Annotated in this window: 20 protein-coding genes; 14 read left to right on the forward strand and 6 right to left on the reverse strand. The window is 73.1% G+C overall.

The genetic code is table 11. The annotated features are described in order from the left end of the window. Window positions 1–12 precede the first annotated feature (12 nt). Complete coding sequence (locus tag N912_RS62150) at window positions 13–642, forward strand: 2'-5' RNA ligase family protein (RefSeq protein WP_084211068.1); 630 nt, start codon at window positions 13–15, stop codon at window positions 640–642. A 447-nt stretch (window positions 643–1,089) separates the two neighbouring features. Here the strand turns inward: N912_RS62150 and N912_RS53590 are convergent, their stop codons facing one another. Beyond that, a complete protein-coding gene (locus N912_RS53590) occupies window positions 1,090–2,247 on the reverse strand; it encodes an ROK family transcriptional regulator (protein WP_051580558.1) in 1,158 nt (385 codons plus the stop codon). Between the two features lie 364 nt (window positions 2,248–2,611). Here N912_RS53590 and N912_RS0121420 point away from each other — a divergent pair, with 364 nt between their 5' ends. The 6 genes from N912_RS0121420 to N912_RS65220 all read left to right on the forward strand — a co-directional run bounded on the left by N912_RS0121420 (window position 2,612) and on the right by N912_RS65220 (window position 7,632). After that, window positions 2,612–3,553, forward strand: a complete 942-nt coding sequence (locus N912_RS0121420; RefSeq protein ID WP_028924014.1) for a TauD/TfdA dioxygenase family protein — start codon at window positions 2,612–2,614, stop codon at window positions 3,551–3,553. Further along, the gene (locus N912_RS0121425; protein WP_028924015.1) at window positions 3,553–4,551 is read left to right on the forward strand and encodes an ABC transporter substrate-binding protein; all 999 of its coding nucleotides are present in this window, start codon (window positions 3,553–3,555) and stop codon (window positions 4,549–4,551) included. Before N912_RS0121420 ends, N912_RS0121425 begins: the two co-directional genes overlap by 1 nt. A gap of 3 nt (window positions 4,552–4,554) precedes the next feature. Continuing rightward, a complete protein-coding gene (locus N912_RS0121430) occupies window positions 4,555–5,358 on the forward strand; it encodes an ABC transporter ATP-binding protein (RefSeq protein ID WP_028924016.1) in 804 nt (267 codons plus the stop codon). Window positions 5,359–5,462: 104 nt separating this feature from the next. Next, a complete protein-coding gene (locus tag N912_RS53595) occupies window positions 5,463–6,200 on the forward strand; it encodes an ABC transporter permease (protein ID WP_245645367.1) in 738 nt (245 codons plus the stop codon). Further along, entirely contained in the window at window positions 6,197–6,946 is a 750-nt protein-coding gene (locus tag N912_RS65215) for an FAD-dependent oxidoreductase (RefSeq protein WP_211261329.1), read from the forward strand. Before N912_RS53595 ends, N912_RS65215 begins: the two co-directional genes overlap by 4 nt. Next, the gene (locus N912_RS65220; protein WP_211261330.1) at window positions 6,943–7,632 is read left to right on the forward strand and encodes an L-aspartate oxidase; all 690 of its coding nucleotides are present in this window, start codon (window positions 6,943–6,945) and stop codon (window positions 7,630–7,632) included. The genes N912_RS65215 and N912_RS65220 overlap by 4 nt, the downstream gene beginning before the upstream one ends. 22 nt (window positions 7,633–7,654) lie before the next feature. On the opposite strand, the gene N912_RS53605 is transcribed toward N912_RS65220, so the two are convergent. The 3 genes from N912_RS53605 to N912_RS0121455 are packed head-to-tail and all read right to left on the reverse strand — an operon-like array spanning window position 7,655 to window position 10,289. After that, a complete protein-coding gene (locus tag N912_RS53605) occupies window positions 7,655–8,101 on the reverse strand; it encodes a tautomerase family protein (protein ID WP_051580559.1) in 447 nt (148 codons plus the stop codon). Continuing rightward, window positions 8,101–9,399, reverse strand: coding sequence for an amidase (locus N912_RS0121450; protein WP_156993839.1), 1,299 nt, complete (start codon window positions 9,397–9,399; stop codon window positions 8,101–8,103). Before N912_RS0121450 ends, N912_RS53605 begins: the two co-directional genes overlap by 1 nt. 5 nt (window positions 9,400–9,404) lie before the next feature. Continuing rightward, on the reverse strand, window positions 9,405–10,289 hold the full coding sequence (locus tag N912_RS0121455) for a nitrilase family protein (protein ID WP_028924018.1): 885 nt from the start codon (window positions 10,287–10,289) through the stop codon (window positions 9,405–9,407). Between the two features lie 69 nt (window positions 10,290–10,358). Here N912_RS0121455 and N912_RS0121460 point away from each other — a divergent pair, with 69 nt between their 5' ends. The 7 genes from N912_RS0121460 (at window position 10,359) to N912_RS0121490 (ending at window position 17,393) form a co-directional block, all read left to right on the forward strand. Further along, the gene (locus N912_RS0121460; RefSeq protein ID WP_028924019.1) at window positions 10,359–10,814 is read left to right on the forward strand and encodes a winged helix-turn-helix transcriptional regulator; all 456 of its coding nucleotides are present in this window, start codon (window positions 10,359–10,361) and stop codon (window positions 10,812–10,814) included. Window positions 10,815–11,045: 231 nt separating this feature from the next. After that, the gene (locus N912_RS0121465) at window positions 11,046–12,164 is read left to right on the forward strand and encodes an ABC transporter substrate-binding protein (protein ID WP_037065809.1); all 1,119 of its coding nucleotides are present in this window, start codon (window positions 11,046–11,048) and stop codon (window positions 12,162–12,164) included. Between the two features lies 1 nt (window position 12,165). Continuing rightward, window positions 12,166–13,980 (forward strand): ABC transporter permease, encoded by a 1,815-nt coding sequence (locus tag N912_RS0121470; RefSeq protein WP_028924021.1) that lies wholly within the window; start codon window positions 12,166–12,168, stop codon window positions 13,978–13,980. Next, window positions 13,977–14,819 carry an ABC transporter ATP-binding protein gene (locus N912_RS0121475; RefSeq protein WP_028924022.1) on the forward strand — a complete coding sequence of 281 codons (843 nt, stop codon included), beginning with the start codon at window positions 13,977–13,979 and terminating at the stop codon, window positions 14,817–14,819. Before N912_RS0121470 ends, N912_RS0121475 begins: the two co-directional genes overlap by 4 nt. Beyond that, window positions 14,816–15,541 (forward strand): ABC transporter ATP-binding protein, encoded by a 726-nt coding sequence (locus N912_RS0121480; protein WP_028924023.1) that lies wholly within the window; start codon window positions 14,816–14,818, stop codon window positions 15,539–15,541. Before N912_RS0121475 ends, N912_RS0121480 begins: the two co-directional genes overlap by 4 nt. Beyond that, the gene (locus N912_RS0121485) at window positions 15,538–16,251 is read left to right on the forward strand and encodes an alpha/beta hydrolase (RefSeq protein ID WP_028924024.1); all 714 of its coding nucleotides are present in this window, start codon (window positions 15,538–15,540) and stop codon (window positions 16,249–16,251) included. Before N912_RS0121480 ends, N912_RS0121485 begins: the two co-directional genes overlap by 4 nt. A 14-nt stretch (window positions 16,252–16,265) precedes the next feature. After that, window positions 16,266–17,393, forward strand: coding sequence for an acyl-CoA dehydrogenase family protein (locus tag N912_RS0121490; protein ID WP_245645368.1), 1,128 nt, complete (start codon window positions 16,266–16,268; stop codon window positions 17,391–17,393). Here N912_RS0121490 and ehuB read toward each other — a convergent pair. Then, a complete protein-coding gene (gene ehuB / locus N912_RS0121495; RefSeq protein ID WP_051580560.1) occupies window positions 17,390–18,295 on the reverse strand; it encodes an ectoine/hydroxyectoine ABC transporter substrate-binding protein EhuB in 906 nt (301 codons plus the stop codon). The two genes, N912_RS0121490 and ehuB, sit on opposite strands and share 4 nt — an antisense overlap. Then, window positions 18,292–19,620, reverse strand: coding sequence for a hypothetical protein (locus N912_RS63615; RefSeq protein ID WP_156993841.1), 1,329 nt, complete (start codon window positions 19,618–19,620; stop codon window positions 18,292–18,294). Before N912_RS63615 ends, ehuB begins: the two co-directional genes overlap by 4 nt. Window positions 19,621–19,689: the final 69 nt, after the last annotated feature.

A 19,689-nucleotide genomic window follows, 5' to 3' on the forward strand; every position in this document is an offset into this window, starting at 1 on the left:
GAAGGCTCGGACATGACGGATCACACCCGCGTGACTCGTGACCACTGGTGGTGGCGACCTGGCTGGCAACAAGGTCGATCCTTCTTTACCTGGCACATAACGTTTCCCGAGAATCGACTCATTCAGCATACTGTCTCCGTCTTTGCCAAGGCCGCCCAAGGGCTCGACACGCTCGACCTGGTCAGCTTTGAAGGCATCCACCTGACTATGCAAGGCGTCGGGTTTGCCGACGACGTGAGCGCTAAGGATCTTGAGAAGATTCGCGAATCGGTGAGGCTTCGCTGTTCAGACGTCCCGCCCATCCACGCCAAGTTAGGTGCACCACGCGTTGACGAGGAAGCGGTCTCCATGATGGTAGAACCCCTCTCGGACCTTCTTCACCTAAGAAGACAGATTCGGGCAGGTATCGGCGACGTGTGGGATCCGATGAACGTGCCAGAATCCGTGGAGGGGTTCCACCCACACGTCACACTTGCATATTCGAACGGCAAAGCCCGAATTGACGACATCCATGCGACCATCAGTGGCCTCGCGGTCCCGTCATCGAGCGTTCAGATATCTTCGGTGTCGCTCATCAAGCTGAATCGTGATCGCAAACGCTACGAATGGTCCGAGGTAGCCAACGTACCTCTAGGCGGATGAACCGCATGACAACGTGATGCCCACGTCGTAACCACGGATGACCGCGAATGAAGGTCGAGTCGCCGACCCTCGGCCTGCTGCCCGACCTCACCGACGGGCGCGTCCACGCCGTGTGCAGCCCCGCCGACCCGTACCCGACGGCGGCATGCGGATTGGCCATCTGCCCTGACATCTACCTGGACCAACCCGGTGGGGCCGTGCTCCACCGACGCTGCCTGGACGCCATCGCGGACGGCACCCGCCTTCGACCGGCCGTGCGCGTGTGGCGCCTCGCCAACGAGTCAGACCGACACAACGGCCTCCTTGTCACGCTCTGGTGGCGGTGGCTGACCTGGCGATACGAACGGATCATCCGGCGCGCCCTGGCGGCGGAGCGGCGCCGTCGTCGGACACCACGAGACGTGACCGAAACCGGGGGCCGGGTTCCACCGCTCCGGACCAACCAGGTCAGGGCGCAACCGCGACGCGGGACTTGGCTCGGGCGTCGGCTTTGCGCACGGCGGCGAGGGGGTCGGCGTAGATCGGGCGCAGGGCCGCGGTGCAGGCCGTGAGCGCGTGCACGCGGGGGCCGAGCGAGCTGACGCGCAGGCTCAGCGGCTCCAGGACGCTCGCGGCGTTGAAGCTGGCGGCGACGTGCGCGAGGGCCGGCCGGTAGCCGGTGAACGCGCGACCCAGCAGCGCCACCCGGTCCGGGTTGAACACGTCGCGGGCCAGCGCGACGCCGCGCCCGAGCAGCCGCGCGCGCTCCACCAACAGCTCGTGCGCCGCGCGGGCGCCCCGTTCGGCGGCGGCGACCAGCTGGGCGATGGACGGTTCGGGCACGAGGCCGGCCCGGTGCGCCCGGGCCGCGACGGCGGTGTCACCGACGGAGGCCTCCAGGCATCCGGTGGCACCGCACGGGCAGCCGGCCGGGCCGCCGACCGGCAGGTGGCTGATCGTGCCGGGGCCTCGGGACGGGCCGGCCACCACGTCGTCCACCGTGAGCACCGCCCCGACGGACTCCCGGGCGTAGACGTACAGCGTGGCCCCGTCCGTCGGGAACCGGGTCAGCAGCGTCTCGGCGGCGGCCATCGCCTCGACCTGCGGCATGACGACCGCGTCGAGGTCCATGTCCACGGCCTGGGCGAGCGGGGCACGGCCCCCGCGCAGCTGGTCGTCGATGACGACCCCGACCCCCAGCGGGCGCCGCCGAGGCGAACGGGCGCCGAAGCGCCGCAGCCGGCCGGTCAGCAGCGGGATCACCTCGGCCGGCCTCAGCGGCGCGGGGACCGGTACGTCGATCGCGTCCAGCACCCGGCCGCGCAGGTCGCCGGAGGCGAGCGTGGCGTGCCGGGGGCCGATGTGCACGCCCAGCACGCCGAACCGGTCCGGGTCCACCTCCACCGGGACCCGGGGGCGGCCGACCGCGCCGGCCGCGACGAGGTCGGGCCGCTCGCGCAGCAGGCCGGCCTCCAGCAGCGCCGCGACCTGTCGGTTCACCGTGGCGTGGCTCAGGCCGGTCGCGGTGGCCAGTTCGTCGCGGAAGATCGGGCCGTCGCGGCGGGCGGTGGTCAGGACCGCGCCGGCCGGGCCGCGCGCGGTGATGGGTATGACGGTGGCTGTCACGGTCTCCCCGCGGGGTGTCCACCCGGGGACCCCGGGCGGGTCGGGTAGGGACTCGAAGCGGAGTCAGGCCCGACAGAGCGCGGTGGCCGTGCGGCAGTAGTCCACGTGACGGCGGCTGCGCAACGGCGGCGTGGCCGTCAACGTGTTACCGCCCTCACCCATACGAGCGACGCTAACACACGTCGCCGAGCCCGGCGAGGTTCCGGGCCGGCGGTCCGCGTCACGTTGATAAAATCCATCAAACAAGTCATGATGTACCGTCCTTGACCGGTTACGATCCCGCTGAGCGCAACCGTTGTCGCCGCTCCCCCCGCGTTCCTACCGTCTGTTTCGGACACGATCCCGCCGACGTGAGGACGCACCCATGACTCTGCAGGCCGACACCTCCGCACGCTCCGCCGCCGCCGGCTCGAACGGCGTGACGGTGGTCCGGATCGGTGGCCGCATCGGCGCCCGCGTCGACGGGGTGCGGCTGGGCCCCGGCCTCGACACGGGCGTCGTCGCGGACATCCGCGCCGCTCTGCTCGAACACAAGGTGATCTTCTTCCGGGGCCAGGAGCACCTGGACGACGACGGCCAGCTCGGGTTCGCCCGGCTGCTCGGCGCCCCGACCGCCGCACACCCCACCGTGCGCGGGTCGAGCACGCACGTGCTGCCCATCGACTCCGAGCGGTCCAAGGCGAACAGCTGGCACACCGACGTCACGTTCGTGGACCGGGTGCCGGCGGCGAGCATCCTGCGCGCCATCCACCTTCCGCCCTACGGCGGCACCACGACCTGGGCGAACACCGCCGCGGCCTACCAGGCGCTGCCGGTGCCGCTGAAGAACCTGGCCGACCGGCTCTGGGCGGTGCACACCAACGCGTTCGACTACGCCGCCGACGCCGAGTCCGTCTCCGACGAGCTGGACGAACGGCTGGTCGCCTACCGCGAGGAGTTCCGCTCGACGGTCTACGAGACCGAGCACCCGGTGGTGCGGGTGCACCCGGAGACCGGCGAGCGCGCGCTGCTGCTGGGTCACTTCGTCCGGGAGTTCGTCGGGCTCAACGGCAAGGAGTCGCACGCGCTGTTCCACCTGCTGCAGGACCGGGTGATCCGGCTGGAGAACACCGTCCGCTGGAGCTGGGAGCCCGGCGACGTGGCGATCTGGGACAACCGCGCGACCCAGCACTACGCCATCTCCGACTACGACGACCACCACCGGCTGCTGCACCGCATCACGCTGGCCGGCGACGTCCCGGTCGGCGTGGACGGCGCGCGCAGCATCACCCGCAGCGGCGACGCCGCCCACTTCTCCGCCCTCTGATGACCAACCGACGGCGGTTCCTCGGGCTCGCCCTGTCCGGCCTCGCCGCGGCGGCCGTCGGGTGCGGCACCGGCGGCGGTCGCAACACCGGCACCCTGCGCTACCAGGGCTGGGCCGGCCAGGTCATCCCGCCCGAGCTGGCCGCCGACCTCGGCTACCTGGAGGGCGTCAAGCTGGAGTGGGTCGGCAACACGATCAGCGGCCCGCAGGACATCCAGTCCGCCGCGACCGGGCAGGTCGACTTCGGCGGGGCGTTCAACGGCGCGGTGGTCAAGCTCGCCGCCGCGCGCGCACCGGTCACGGCGGTGATCGGCTACTACGGGCGGGACCGGGACGAGGAGACCGGGTACTACGTGCTCGACGACAGCCCGATCCGGGGGCCGCGCGACCTGTTGGGCCAGAAGGTCGGCATGAACACCCTGGGCGCGCACAGCGAGGCGATGCTGGACATCTACCTGGCGCGCAACGGGCTGTCCAAGGAGGAGATCGGGCGGGTCGAGCCGATCGTGGTGCCGCCGGTGAACACCGAGCAGTCGCTGCGCCAGCGCCAGATCGAGGTCGGCGCGCTGGACGGCGTGCTGCGGGAGAAGGCGCTGGCCCGGGGCGGCATCCGCAAGCTGTTCAGCGACGTCGAGCTGCTCGGCGCGTTCACCGCCGGCAGCTACGTGATCAAGAAGTCGTTCGTCGAGCGGAACCCGGAGACCGTGCGGACGTTCGTCTCCGGCGTCGGCAGGGCCATCGAGTGGAGCCGCACGACGCCGCGCGCGGAGGTCATCGAGCGGTTCACCAAGATCATGACGGACCGGCGGCGCAACGAGGACACCGACCCGCTGCGGTACTGGAAGACCTACGGCGTCGCCGGCACCGGCGGCCTGATCAAGGACGCGGAGCTGCAGGTCTGGATCGACTGGCTGGCCGATCGCGGCGACATCCCTCGCGGGTCGGTCAAGGCCGGCGACCTGTACACGAACGAGTTCAACTCCTACGCGAAGGCCTGAGCCATGACCGCGAAGATCAGTTTCGACGGCGTCGGGCGCGAGTTCCCGATCCGAGGCACGCCCGGGCGGCTGACCGCGCTGGAGGGCATCGACCTGGACGTGGCGGCCGGGGAGTTCATGGTGATCGTCGGGCCCAGCGGGTGCGGGAAGTCGACCCTGCTCGACCTGCTGGCCGGGCTGTCCACGCCGAGCGCGGGGCGGATCCTGCTCGACGGCGAGCCGGTGACCGGCGCCGGGCTGGACCGGGGCATCGTGTTCCAGCAGTACGCGCTGCTGCCCTGGCGCACCGCGCTGGGGAACGTCGAGTTCGGGCTCGAAGCGACAGGCGTCCCGCGCCGGCAACGGGCAGAGCGCGCACGGGAGTACCTCGAACTGGTGGACCTCGCCGGGTTCGCCGACCGGCACCCGCACGAGCTCTCCGGCGGCATGCGCCAGCGGGTGGCGATCGCGCGCAGCCTCGCCTACGACCCCGAGGTGCTGCTGATGGACGAGCCGTTCGCCGCGCTGGACGCGCAGACCCGCGAGTCGCTGCAGGACGAGCTGCTGCGCATCTGGCAGCGCACCCACAAGACGGTCGTGTTCATCACCCACGGCATCGACGAGGCCGTCTACCTGGGCCAACGGGTGGCGGTGCTGACCTCGCGGCCGGGTCGGGTGAAGAGCGTGGTGGACATCGACCTCGGCCGCCGGGACTCAGAGGACATCAGGTCGACGCCCGAGTTCGCCCACTACCGCCACCGGATCTGGACCCTGCTGCACGACGAGGTGGCCCGTGCCCACGAGCTGGAAAGGGAGGCGGTCGGATGACCATCCTCGCAACGCGGTCACGGTCGCGGCAGAAGCGCGCTTTCCCGCCCGCTGAACCGCCCCACGGGGCGCGAACCCGACGCCTGGCGGCGCTGGTCCGACCGGTGGCGACCAAGACCGTCGCGGTGGCGGCCCTGCTGGCGGCCTGGGAGCTGGCACCCCGCACCGGGCTGGTCGACCCGACGTTCCTCTCGCCGTTCTCCGAGGTCCTGCGGGCCCTCGCCGAGCTGGCCGGGAACGGCCAACTGGCCGAGCACGTCCAGGCCAGCCTGACCCGCTCGCTGGTCGGGTTCGCGCTGGCCGTCGCGTTCGCGGTGCCGCTGGGGGTGCTGATCGGCTGGTACCAACCGGTGTCCGACCTGCTCACCCCGCTGGTGCAACTTTTCCTCAACACCGCGGCGCTGGCGCTGCTCCCGGTGTTCGTGCTGATCCTGGGCATCGGCGAGACGTCGAAGATCAGCATCGTGGCCTACGCCTGCTGCTGGCCGATCCTGCTGAACACCATCACCGCCGTGCGCGGCGTCGACCCCACGCTGCTCAAGCTGGCCAGGTCGCTGGACCTGCCGCCGGTGCGGCTGTTCGCCACGGTGATCCTGCCCGGCTCGCTGCCGACGATCTTCACCGGCATCCGGCTGGCCGGCGCGGCGGCCATCGTGGTGGTGGTCGCCGCCGAGATGGTCGGCGCGAAGGCCGGCCTCGGCTACCTGATCAACGCCTCGCAGTACAACTTCGCGATCCCCCAGATGTACGCCGGGATCGTGGCCATCTCGGTCATCGGCGTGGCCTTCAACCAGCTGCTGCTGACCGTCGAGCGGCGGTTCACCTCCTGGAGGACATCGTGATAGAGCTGGACCTCACCACGGATGTGCTCGTGGTCGGCGGTGGCCCCGCCGCCACCTGGGCCGCCGTCAAGGCCGCGGCAGCCGGCGCCGACGTGGTGCTCGCCGACAAGGGCTACTGCGGCACCAGCGGCGCGACCGCGTCGGCGGGCACCGGCGTCTGGTACGTCCCGCCGGAGCCGGCCGAGCGGGAGGCGGCGATGGCCAGCCGCGAGGGCCTCGGCGGCTACCTGGCCGACCGTCGCTGGATGGCCAGGGTGCTGGACCAGACCTACGCCGGGGTGAACGAGCTGGCCGGGGCCACCCGCTACCCGTTCCCGGTGACCGGGAACGGCGAGCAGCTGCGCACCGGCCTGCAGGGGCCGGAGTACATGCGCCGGATGCGGGCCTGGGTGCGCCGCCGCGGGGTGCGGATCCTGGACCACAGCCCGGTGACCGAGCTGCTCGCCGACCCGTCCGGGGCGGTCGCGGGCGCGGTCGGCCACCGCCGCCAGGTCGGGCGGGACTTCCGGGTGCGGGCCGGCGCGGTGGTGCTGGCCAGCGGCGGCTGCGCGTTCCTGTCCGGGGCGCTGGGTTGCAACGTCAACACCGGCGACGGGGCGCTGTTCGCCGCCGAGGCCGGCGCCGAGCTGTCCGGGATGGAGTTCTCCAACGCCTACGGCATCGCCCCCGAGGGCACCTCGGTGACGAAGACGGCGTTCTACCACTACGCGACGTTCTACACCGAGGACGGCAACGAGTCACGTTGATCGCGGAGGGCACCGTGCGCGGCACCGGCGGCATCCGCCTCGCCTCGGACGACTGCGCGACCACCGTGCCCGGGCTCTACGCCGCCGGCGACGCCGCCACCCGGGAGCCGATCTGCGGCGGGTTCACCGGCGGCGGCAGCCACAACGCGGCGTGGGCGATCTCCTCGGGCGCCTGGGCCGGCGCCGGCGCGGCCCGCCACGCCCGCTCGCTGGGCGACCGCGCGAGCCGCCGCGCCGTGACGCCGCTGGGCGGGGCGGGGCTGCGGCCGGCCGGGCGGCCGGTGGACGACCACCGCGCCGTGGTGGCCACCGTCCAACGCGAGGTGCTGCCGTACGACAAGAACTACCTGCGCCACGGCGACGCCCTGGCCGGCGCGCTGGCCACCCTGGACGACACCTGGCGACGGGTGCGCGCCTCCCTGCGCGCCACCGGGGCCGACGTGGTCCGCGCCCGGCAGGCCGCCGCGATGACCGCGCACGCCCGCTGGATGTACACCGCCGCCCTGGCCCGCACCGAGACCCGGGGCATGGCCAAGCGCCTGGACTTCCCCGACCAGGACCCCGCGCAGCACCACCGGCTGACCACCGGCGGCCTCGACGAGATCTGGATCCGCCCGGAGGCGACCGGCGCGGCTCACGGGGTGGCGTCGTGTTCGACCGAGGCCCCGACGGCGTCCCGGTCATAAGCAAGCCCGCGAGTCGCGCGTCTCAGCACACCGAGTCGCGCGTTTCAGCACACCGAGTCTTCGGCGGCGAAGCGGTGGTTCGTTCGTCGCCCGTCCAGTCGTTGTTGAAGCCGCCGAGGTGCGGGTGGTACATCTCGTCGCCGGCGTGTTGGGTGAACTCGACCTTCGTCCAGAGCGTGTCCAGGTCGAGCATCTCCGCGCACGTGTCGATCAGTGCCTGTGCCAGCCGGGCTCGGGTCTGGACGGGGCGGCCGGCGCGGATGTCACACATGATCAGGGCCGAGGGCGTCGGCGGGCCGGTCTCGTGGCAGCGCCACACGCCGCCCTCGCCGAGGTCGTGCACGGACACGGTGAGCAGGTCCATGCCGACCTGCATGATCTCGGCGTAGGCCTGGCCGACCCGCTGGGCGAGCGCGCGCTTGGTGGCGGCGGTGAGGGTCAGCGGCAGGTCGATCTGGATGGACGGCATCAGGCGGCCTCCAGCGCCCGGGCGGCCGCGAACAGGAGGTGTTCGCTGCCGGGGGCGGTGACGAGCTGGACGGCGGTGGGCAGTCCGTCCTGGCGGCCGGCCGGGATGCTGATGGCCGGTACGCCGGTCAGGTTCCACGGGTAGGTGAACGAGAGCAGCGCCGAGCGGACCTCCAGCTCCGTGCCGTCGACCCGCACGCGGCGCGCACCGAGCGGGGGCGCCACGACCGGGACCGTCGGCAGGGCGAGCAGGTCGTGGGTCCGCAGCAGCTCCCGCACGGTCGCGCGCAGCTCCTCGCGCGCCTCGGCGGCCGCCGCGTAGCTCTCGTCGGAGACCTTGCCGCCGCGCTCCAGCCGGTCCACGACCTCGTCGTCGATCAGGTCGCGGTCGGCGTCCAGATGATGCCGGTGCACCTCATACGCCTCCCTGCCCTGCAGGGTGGTGAAGACGTCGAACAGGTGCCCGGGCAACCCGCCGACCGGCCGCGGGGCGAACCCGGCGCGGGTCACCAGCCGGTGGGCCAGCTCCTCGACCCGCGCGTCGCACACGCCGGCGCGGACCCAGCCGACCGTCAACGACAGCGGCTCGGGCAGCGGCGGGGGTTCCGGCGGCCGCGAGGCGAGCGCCATGTAACCGATCAGCGCGTCCTCGGCCGACCCGGCGAACAGGCCGACGTGGTCGAGCGTGGGCGCCAGCGGGTACACGCCCGCACCGGGGATGGCGTCGTAGGCGGGCTTGAACCCGACGACGCCGCACAACGCGGCCGGCACCCGAACCGAGCCCGCCGTATCCGTCCCCACCGACAGCGGAACCATGCCCGACGCCACCGCCACCGCGCTGCCTCCGCTGCTGCCGCCGGACATGCGGCCGGAATCATTCGGGTTCCGCGAGGGGCCGTGCACGGACCGGTCCCCGGTGGCGCCGTAGGCGAACTCGTGCAGCGTGGTCTTCCCGACGATGACCGCGCCCCGATCGCGCAGCCGGGTCACGACCTCGGCGTCACGCGTCGCCGCCGCGGCACCGAAGGACGTCGCCGACCCGCACGTCGTGGGCAGGCCGGCCATGTCGACGAGGTCCTTGACCGCAACCGGGATGCCGTGCAGCGGCCCCCGGTCGACGCCCTCGGCCAGCTCCCGGTCGGCTCGTTGGGCCGCCGCGTACGCCCCCAGCTCGTCGACCAGCGCGAACGCGTTCAACTCAGAGTTGCGGTCGTGAACCCTCCGCAGTACGTCCTCGGCCAGCCGGGCGGCGGAGGTCTCGCCCCGGCGCAGCGCCCGGCCCAGTCCGGTGATCGTCACGGCCGTCACCTGGGCAGCGGCGCGGCACCGTAGCCGAGCATCTGGTCGTAGAGGTCGGTGCGGCGGTCGCGGTGCAGGTCGTTGAGCTGGTTCCAGATCGGGGCGGTCCGCGCGGCGGTGAGGTCGACGTCGGCGTAGAGGATCGTGTCCTCGTCCGGGCCGGCGATCCGGTCGATCGGCCAGCCGTTCGTGCCCGCGATCAGCGAGTTCCCCATGAACCCCACGCCGCGCTCCTCGCCGATCCGGTCGGCCGTCGCGATGAACACGTTGTTCACGTGCGCGGCGGTGGTCGTCAGGTAGGCCGGCATGCACACGCCGCTGGCGTCGTAGAGCGGCGGTGGCGTCCACACCCAGCCGGTGGGGATGCAGATGATGTCCGCGCCGAGCTGGGACACGATCCGGGCCGTCTCCGGGAACCAGATGTCCCAGCAGACCAGCAGCCCGATCCGGCCGATGCGGGTGTCGTACACCGAGAAGCCCTCGTCACCCGGGGTGAACCACAGCTTCTCGGTGTTCCACAGGTGCGTCTTGCGGTACCGGCCGATGTACCCGTCGGGGCCGACCAGCACGGCGGTGTCGAACAGCCTCGTACCGTCCCGCTCGACCACGCAGCCCACGATGTACGCGTCGTACTCGGCCGCCAGCCGGGCGAACGACTCGACGCTGCGCCCGTCCGGGACGGCCTCGGCGTGCGCGAAGGCCTCGTCACGGCTGGAGAACACGTAGCCCGTGGTGGCCAGCTCGGGCAGGACGATCAGGCCCGCGCCCGCCTCGGCGGCCGTCCTGATCCGCTCCTCCACGGCCAGCCCGTTGGCCTTCAGGTTCTCCACACCGACCCTCGGCTCGAACTGGGCCACCGCCACCCGAACCGGGCTGACGTTCGCTGTCATCGCTACTCCCTAGTGGTTGCTCGTTGAAACTACTTGGAAGCGTAGGCGTACTGGTTTAAACTTGCAACCATGCATGCGAGAGGCGTGAGCCACCGGCGGGCGGAGTGCCCGGTCGCCAGGACCGTGGACGTGATCGGGGACCGCTGGTCGCTGCTGATCGTCCGGGACGTCCTGGACGGCATCGGGCGGTTCAGCGAGCTGCAGCGCAACCTGGGGCTGGCCAAGAACATCCTGACCACCCGCCTGCGCGAGCTGGTCGCCCACGGCATCCTGGAGGTCGTCCCCGCCGCCGACGGATCCGCCTACCACGAGTACGCGCTGACCCCGAAGGGCCGCGAGCTGTTCGGCGTCATCGTGGCCCTGCGGCAGTGGGGCGAGGCGCACATGTTCGACGAGGGCGAGCCGCACTCGCGGCTGCTGGACAGCGAGCACCAGCTGCCCGTCCGCTACCAGGTCACCGACGCCGAGGGCCGCCCCATCACCGCCGGGGACGCGTTCGTGCGCAAGGTGCGCCAGCACCCGTGAGTGGCTAGGGGCGTCATAGCGCCCCTAGCCACTCACGGGTTCTGATCAGTGACGTGCGGCGCTGTTGACGGTCCCGGCCGGCGCCGCATAACGTCGGAACCGACATGACGAGCGTTCTGTTCGCCGCCTACCGCCGGCACATCGACCAGATGCGCGGCTGCACGACCACGCGCTGTAGCTGAGGCGCCTCCCCAGCCTCCCACGCGTCCGCACTCCCCGATCGGATCGTGCATGAAAGCGCTGCTCGCTGCCCTGCTCGTCGCGCCGCTCGCCCTCACCGCCTGCGCCGCCGGCGACCGCTCCGCTCCCCCGTCCGGAGCCGTGGTCTTCGGCGTGTCCGCGCCGCTCACCGGCCCCAGCGCCGAGTACGGCCGCCTCTGGCGGCAGGGCTTCGACCTGGCCCTCGACAAGATCAACGCCGAGGGCGGGGTGAACGGCCGGCCGGTGGAGCTGAGGTGGGAGGACTCGCAGTCCGACCCCAAGCAGACGGTGCCGATCGCGCAGAAGTTCGTGGACGACCCGGCGATCGTCGCCGAGCTGGGCGACTTCTCCTCGCCGGCCTCGATGGCCGCGTCCGGGGTATACCAGGACGCCGGGCTGGTGCAGTTCGGGTTCACCAACTCGCACCCGGACTTCACCAAGGGCGGCGACCACGTCTGGTCCCCGTCGCTGACCCAGGACGTGCTGCAGGACGCCAACGCCGGGTTCGTGTCGAAGTACGCGAAGAAGGTGTCGGTGCTCTACCAGCAGACGGACTGGGGCAGGGCGGCGTTCGACACGTTCTCGGCCGGGGCGGCCAGGCGCGGCGTCCAGATCGGCTACAGCGCGGCGTTCCTGCCCGAGTCCACGGACTTCCGCCCGGTGCTGATCAACGCGCGGGACGCCCGCCCGGACGCGGTGGTGCACCTGGGCTACGGGCCGGACGGCGCGCTGGTGGTCAGGCAGCTGCGCGACGTCGGGTTCGGCGGGCCGTTCTTCGGCGGGCAGAACACGCCGGAGTTCCTGTCGCTGGCCGGCCCGGCCGCCGAGGGCGACATCATCACCGGCGCGTTCACCGCCGACGACCCGCGCCCTGAGGTGCGCGAGTTCGCGGCGGCGTTCCGCAAGAAGCACGCCGAGGAGCCCGGCGACTTCAACGTCTACGCCTACGACGCGCTGGTCACGCTGGTCACCGCGGCCCGCCACGGCGGGGCGACCCGCGAGGGCGTGCAGAAGGGGCTGTTGGAGACCCGGGAGTTCCCGTCCATCCAGTTCGGCACCTACCGGTTCGACGAGCACCGCAGGCCGGCCGACCCGAGGGTGCGCGAGCTGGTCGTCAAGGACGGCAAGTTCGTGCTGAAGGCCGGCTGACGTGCTCGACACGCTGTTCGCCGGGCTCATCCACGGCAACGCGTACGCGCTGATCGCCGTCGGCTTCTCGCTGATCTTCGGCGTGACCCACGTCGCGAACTTCGCGCACGGCTCGGTGTTCGCGATCGGCTCGATGGCCGGGTGGTGGTTCATCGCCGAGCGCGGCTGGCCGCTGTGGCTGGCGGTGCTCGGCGTGGTGGCCGCGACCGGCCTGCTCGGGCTGCTGATCAACGTGGTCGCGGTGCGGCCGCTGGCCAAGGCGCCGCCGATCGGCGCGCTGCTCGCCACGGTGGCGGTCTCGCTGGTGCTGGACAACCTGGCGCAGCTCGCGTTCGGACCCCGGGTGCGGCCGTTCCCGCCCGCGCTGCCCACCAACGACCTGCGGCTGGGCGGGCTGCGCTTCGGCACCTCGGACCTGGTGATGCTGGCGATCACGGTCACCGTGATGGCGGTGCTCGCGGCGTACCTGCGGTTCGGGCGGACCGGCCGGGCGATCCGGGCCACCGCCCAGGACCCGGAGGCGGCGCTGCAGGTGGGCATCCCGGTGCCACGGATCCAGCACCTGGTGTTCGTGATCGCCTCCGGGCTCGGCGGGCTGGCCGGGGTGTTCGTCGGGATGTACACCTCGAACGTGTCGCCGACCTCGGGCACGGCGGCCGGGCTCACGGCGTTCGTCGCGGCCACCCTGGGCGGGCTGGGGTCGATGGTCGGCGCGGTGGCCGGCGGGTTCGTGCTCGGCGTGCTGGAGGCGTTCGGGGTGTTCCTCTGGGGCGACGGGGTGCGCGACCTGATCACGTTCGGGGTGCTGTTCCTGGTGCTGGTGGTGCGGCCGGGCGGGCTGCTCGGGCGGGTGCCCGCGCTCGCGTCCGAGCCGATGACCGGCACGTTCCTGTCCGGCGGGCGGGAGATCCGGGTCAGGTGGTGGCAGGCGGCGGTGGCGGTCGCGGTGGCCGCCGCGCTGCCGCTGGTCGCGGACCGGTACACGGTCACGGTGGGCAGCCAGGTGATGGTGTACGGCATCGTGGCGGCCTCGATGACGCTGGCCTGCGGCTCGGCCGGGCAGGTCACCATCGGCCAGGCCGGGCCGATCGCGGTCGGCGCCTACACCTCGGCGGTTCTGACGGTGGTCAGCGGCTGGCCGTTCTGGCCGGCGCTGCTGGCCGCCGGGCTGGTCTCGGCGGTGGTGTCCGCCGTGCTCACCGCCCCGGTGTGGCGGCTGTCCGGGCACTACGTGGCGATCGCCACGCTCGGCATCGGCACCGTGGCGGTGGCGGTGATCCGCAACTGGGAGTCGCTGACCCGGGGTCCGTACGGCATCCGGGGCGTCCCGGCGCCGGTGCTGTTCGGCTCGAAGATCAACACGGCGGCGGAGTTCTACCTGTTGGGGCTGGCGCTACTGGTGCTCACGCTGGTGGTGGTCGGGCGGATCCGGGCCTCGCACCTGGGCACGGTGATCGCGGCGGTCGGCTCCGACGAGGTGGCGGCGCGCGCCTGCGGGGTGCGGGTGCGCGACTACAAGGCGCTCGCCTACGCGGTCGCCGCGTTCTTCGCGGGCATCGGCGGCTCGCTGCTGGCGCACCAGTACACCTACATCGACCCGACGATCTTCACCTTCGCGATGTCCCTGCTGGCGTTGACGATCATCGTGCTGGGCGGGTCGGTGTCGCCGGTCGGCGCGGTGCTCGGGGCGGTGGTGCTGGTCGGGCTGCCGGAGCTGCTGCGGCTCACGCCGGACGTGCGGATCATCGGCTACGGGGTGCTGCTCCTGCTGGTCATCCGGTTCCGGCCGCGCGGCATCTGGGTGCGGCGGGCATGACCGCCGTGCTGTCCGTGACCGGGCTGCGGCGGGCGTTCGCCGGGGTCGTCGCGGTGGACGACGTCTCGTTCGAGGTCCGCCCCGGCGAGGTCGTCTCGGTCATCGGGCCGAACGGCTCGGGCAAGACGACCACGCTGAACCTGGTCTCCGGGGTGCTGCGCGCCGACGCCGGGACCATCGAGCTGGACGGGCGGCGCATCGAGCGCGCCTCGGTCGAGCGGATCGTGGAGGCGGGCATCGCGCGGACGTTCCAGAACGGCAGGGTGTTCGCCGGGCTGACCGTCGCGCGGAACGTGGAGGTCGGGCTGCACTCCACGGTCCGGGCGGCCCGCCCGCTGCGGCGGCTGTCGCACCTGCCGCTGCTGCGCTGGGTGTCGCTGCTGGCCGAGCTGGCGGTGGCGCTGGTGCCCACCCCGGCCGCGCGCCGCGAGCGCCGCCGGCTGGCCAACGAGGTGGACGCCCAGCTCGCGCGGTTCTCCGACCGGCTCACCTCGCGCCGCGACGACCACGCCTACACGCTGTCCTACGCCAACCGCCGGCGCACCGAGATCGCCCGCGCGCTGGCGCCCCGGCCGAGGTTGCTGCTGCTCGACGAGCCCACCGCCGGGATGAACCCCACGGAGACCGCCGAGGTGCTCGACCAGCTGATCGAGCTGAAGGCGGCCGGCCAGGCGATGCTGCTGGTGGAGCACAAGCTGGACCTGGTGATGACGCTGTCCGACCGGGTGCTGGTGATGGACGACGGCCGGCTGATCGCCCAGGGGACGCCGGCCGAGGTGCGCAACGACCCGGCCGTCATCGAGGCGTACCTGGGCCGGCGCCGGGAGCGGTCGCGATGACGCCGCTTTTGGAGCTGGACGGGGTGGACGTGCGCTACGGCCCGGCGCGGGCGCTGGCCGGGGTGAGCCTGCGGGTGGGCCCGGGCGAGGTCGTCTCGTTGCTGGGCGGCAACGCGTCGGGCAAGTCGACGACGATGCGGGCGATCCTCGGCCTGGTCCGGCCGGCCGCCGGGAGCGTGCGGCTGGACGGCGCCGACATCACCTCGACGTCCACGCCGCACCGGATCAGGGCCGGGATCGGGTCGGTGCCCGAGGCGCGGCGGGTGTTCGCGCGGATGACCGTCGCGGAGAACCTGCTCGCCGGGGCGTACACCCGCCGGGGCCGGGCGCGGATCGCGGACGACGTCGAGCGCATGTACGAGCACTTCCCCCGGCTGGCGAAGCGGCGCCGCCAGGAGGCCGGCACGCTCTCCGGCGGCGAGCAGCAGATGCTCGCGTTCGCCAGGGCGCTGATGAGCAGGCCCCGGCTGATCTGCATGGACGAGCCCACCATGGGCCTCTCGCCGATCTTCGTCGACCGGGTGCTCGACGAGATCGCCCGGCTGAACTCGGAGCTGGGCGTCGCGGTGCTGATCGTCGAACAGCAGGCCGAGCTGGCGCTCTCGATCGCGCACCGAGGGTACGTGCTCGCCACCGGCCGCATCGTCGTGTCCGGGACCGCCCAGGAGCTGCTGGGCGACCCCGCCGTGCAAGAGGCATACCTCGGAAAGGGAGCTGAATGACCGTCAACCAGGTTCTGGCGTTCGACGAACCGGCCGGGCTCGCGCCGAGGGGCACCCTGGTGGTGCTCCCCGGCCGGGGCGAACGGCCGGGGGTGTACGAACGGCTGGGGCGGCGGCTGTCGGCGGACGCCTACCGGGTCCGGGTCGTGGCGGACGCCACGTCGGGGCTCGACGCCGTTGTTGCTCAGGTCAGGTCCGTGCTGGAGTCGCCGGAGCGCCCGGGGCCGGCGGTGTTGATCGGCTCGGACGCCGGCGCGCTGCTCGCGCCGCGCCTGGCCGGGGCGGTGGCCGTCGACGGGTTGGTGCTGGCCGGGCTGCCGGATCCGGACCGGGGTACGGACGTGGCGCCCGAGGCCGAGCCGGAGCTGCGCGCCTCCTGCCCGTCGCACCAGGCGCTGCTGCGCGATCCCGAGCGGTTCGACACCGGGACGCTCACCGCCGGGCGCATCCCCGACGAGCTGCGCGAGCCGGCGTCGGTCGCCGTGCCGGTGCTGGGCCTGCACGGGGAGAACGACGAGGTCAGCCCGCTGGCGTGGGCTCGGGAGCGGTACGCCGCACTGCCCGGGGCAGAGCTGTTCGCGGTCGCCGACGGTCGCCACGACGTGCTCAACGCCAGCCACCACCGCAGCGTCGCCGCGACGGTGGTGCGCTGGCTGGAGCGGCTGCGGCTGGGCGCCGAGCTGCCGCTGATCATCCGGCCGGTCGCGTGAGCGTGCGTGTGGGCGTGAGCGTGACCGTGGGCGCCGATCTGGAAGAGCTGACGTCGACGCTGGCCGCCACCGCGGCGGACTACGACAGCACGGGCGAGTTCCCGGCCGTACCCATCGCCGCCGTACACGCCGCCGGCCTGCTCACCGCCACGGTGGCCCGCGAGTACGGCGGCGCGGGCATCGGCCTTGCCGAGCAGTGCCGGGTGCTCGCCGCGCTCGGCGAGGGCGACCCGTCCGTCGCGCTGATCACCGCGATGACCCTGCTCGCGCACGCCAAGCAGGCCCGCGCCCCACACTGGCCGCCCGACCTGTACGCGCGCGTGCTCTCCGAGTCGGCACAACGCCCCACCCTGCTCAACGCGGTCCGGGTCGAGCCCGACCTGGGCTCCCCCACCCGGGGCGGCCTGCCCGGCACCGTGGCCCGCCGCACCGCGAACGGCTGGTCGGTCAGCGGCCACAAGCGGTTCGCCACCGGGGCGGAGGGGCTGAGCTACTTCCTGGTCTGGGCGCGCACCGACGAGCCCGCGCCGAGGGTGGGCACGTTCGCGGTTCCCGGCGGGAGCGCGGGCATCGAGATCCGCCACGAGTGGCGCCAGCTCGGACTCCGCGCCAGCGGCAGCCACGACGTGGTGTTCACCGACGTGGCCATCCCGCGCGAGAACCTGATCGAGGTCCTGGACCAGGGGGCGCGCACCGAGCCGGACATCAGCGGGATCGCCCTGCCGCTGGCCTCGATCTACCTCGGCGTCGGCCGCGCGGCGCAGCGCTACTTCCACCGCTTCGCCTGGGAACGGGTGCCGGCGAACCTGGGCCACCCGGTCGCCGAGACCGAGCGCTTCCAGCGAATCGCCGGCGAGATCGAGGCGCTGCTGGCCGGCGCCGAGGACCTGCTGCTCGGGCTGGCCGGGCGGATCGACGCGGGCGAGCCGGTCGCCGCCACCCGCGCGCTGGGCGCCCGCGCGCTGGCCGACCGCCAGGTCCTCGACGCGGTCCAGCTCGCGCTGCGCACGCTCGGCAACCCCGGCCTGAGCCAGCACAACCCGCTGGAGCGCCACTTCCGCGACGTCCAGTCCGCCGCCGTGCACGCCCCGCAGGAGGACGTGGCGCTGCGCACCATCGGCCGGGAGGTCCTTCGGACCTAAGTCGCGCAGAGCGCCTCGGTGGTGACGTCGGCGCCCGGCACGTTCTCCGGGCCGAAGCCGAACGGCCTGGCGATGGTGAGCCATTCGCCGGAGCGCTGGACGGCCCGGAGCTGGTCGTTCACCGCGTCCAGGATGTCGGTCTCGCCGGGGCGGAAGGCGAAGCCGCCGGCCGACACGGACCTGCGGCCGTTGATCACCGGGAAGAAGCCGGCGGTGACCTCGACCGGGGCGGCGGGGTTCGCGGCCGCGATGTTGCGCAGCGAGATGTTCGTCAGGGCCGCGCAGTCCGCGCGGCCGGTGGCCACCGCGTCGAGCAGCGCCTGCTGGTCGGCGAGCTGTTGGATCCGCGCGTCGGGGATGCCGGTGTCGGCGGCGTAGCGGCGCTCCACGGCGCCGCCGAGCACCGCGATGCGCAGGCCCTGGTCGCGGACCTGCTCGAAGTCGGCGATGCGGCGAGGGTTGCCCCGTGGCACCAGGAACGCGGTGGGGGCCGTGTAGTCCGGGATGGAGAACGTGACCGCCCGGCAGCGGTCCGGCGAGATGAACAGCCCGGCCGCGACCATGTCGAACTGCCGGGCCAGGGTGAGCCCGGCGATGAGCTCGCCGAAGTCGACGGTGACGGCCTGGACGCGCGGAATGCCCAGCCGGCCGAGCAGCACGCGGGCCAGCTCCACCGACTGGCCTGTCGCGTTCCCGTTCCGATCGGTGTAGGCGTACGGCACCTCGCCCGCGATGCCCAGGCTGATGATGCCGGTCTCCCGTGCCCGGGCCAGCGTCGCGCTGCCCTCCGCGTAGGTCCCGCCGGCGGCGGCGCGACCGCAGCCGGACGCCAGCGAGGCCACACCCAGCGACGCCAGCGCGCCCCGGCGCAGCAGGTCGCGCCGTGTCCACCGGCCGGTCATCGGTACTCCCAGATTCGCCTGCCGACCCCGATCGCGGCGGCCACCGCCGCCAACAGCGCCAGGATCGCGGGGCCCAGGGCGATCCCGGTGAGGGTGGCGTCGGCGCCGCGCACGTCCAGGGCCAGCGCCGTGCGGTCCTCACCGAGCGCGGTGGCCAGCGACGCGTTGAGCCTGTCGAAGCTCACCGCGGAACCCTCCGGGTCGGCGCCGGCGGCGGAGGCCAGCGCGCGCGGGCGGTCACCGCTCGCACTGAGCGCCCGCAGCCGTTCGTGGGCGTCCCGCCACCCGGTCGCCGCCGCCCGGACCGCCGCGATGCCCCGCGCCGAGGCGGGATCGGCGGCCGAGGCGGCCCGGTCGAGCTGGCCACCCGCGCCGAGCAGCCGGTCGAACAGCGGGCCGGACTCCTGGTCGGGCCCGGCGCCCTCGGCCAGCGAGCGGGTCTCGGCGGCGCGCGCCTGCAGCACGGCCACCCGCGCGTCGTCCAGCGCCGTCGTCACGTCGCCGTGCGCGCGGGCCGCGTCCAGCCGACCGGCGGCGACGAAGGTGGCGGTCAGCCACCACAGCAGCGCCACCGCGAGCAGCGCGGCGGAGGCCAGCAGCCCGAGGTTCAGGATCCGGTTGGTGCGGCGCCGCTCGGCCACCCCGACGAAGCCGACGCCCGCGAGCGTGACCGCCGCCACGATCACCACCACCAGCGGAAACGCGCTCGCGCCCCGGTAGTTCGCGGCCAGCGCGGCCGCCTGGCTGCGGCGCAGCTGGTCGGCGGCGGGCAGCAGGGTCGTACGCATCAGGGCGGACGCGGTGTTCAGCGTCTCCCGCGCGCTCGGCTGGCCGCCCTGCGCGCGGGCGCTCTCCACCAGCGCGGTGTAGCGGGGCAGCTGGCGGGCGAGCAGCTCGACGTCGGCGGCGTCGCGCCCGCCCGGCGGGAGCAGCCCGGCGGCGTGCACCAGCCGGGCGGCGGCCCTGGACACGTGGTCGTCGTAGCGCGCCCGAACCGCCGGGGCCTCGCCGCCGGAGCCACCGGAGCCGCCGGAGACGAAGCCGCTGGACGCCATCGCGTCGGCCTCGTTCAGCGAGCGGTACAGCTGGGCGGAGTCGGTGTTCAACGCCGCGACCCGGGTGCCGCCGGCGCCCAGCGCGTCGCGCCTGTCGAGCCCGGCCAGCAGGCTCACCATCGCCGTGGCCAGGCAGGCGACGACCAGCAGCGCGCCGACCCGCCACAGCCGGTCCGGGGTGGTGGTCCCCGAGGTGAGCGTCCGCCATCGGGGTGACACCGCCCGTTCCGGCGTGGCAGAGCGCCCATCGCGGGCAAGCGTCCGGGTCACCTGTACACCCCCGGGGTGAGGGTAAAGCGTGCGACTCGGATCATCCAACCGGCGCGGAGATCCGCTTCC

The sequence above is a fragment of the Actinospineispora acaciae DSM 45401 genome, assembly GCF_000620785.1.
Taxonomy (GTDB): Bacteria; Actinomycetota; Actinomycetes; order Mycobacteriales; family Pseudonocardiaceae; genus Pseudonocardia; species Pseudonocardia acaciae.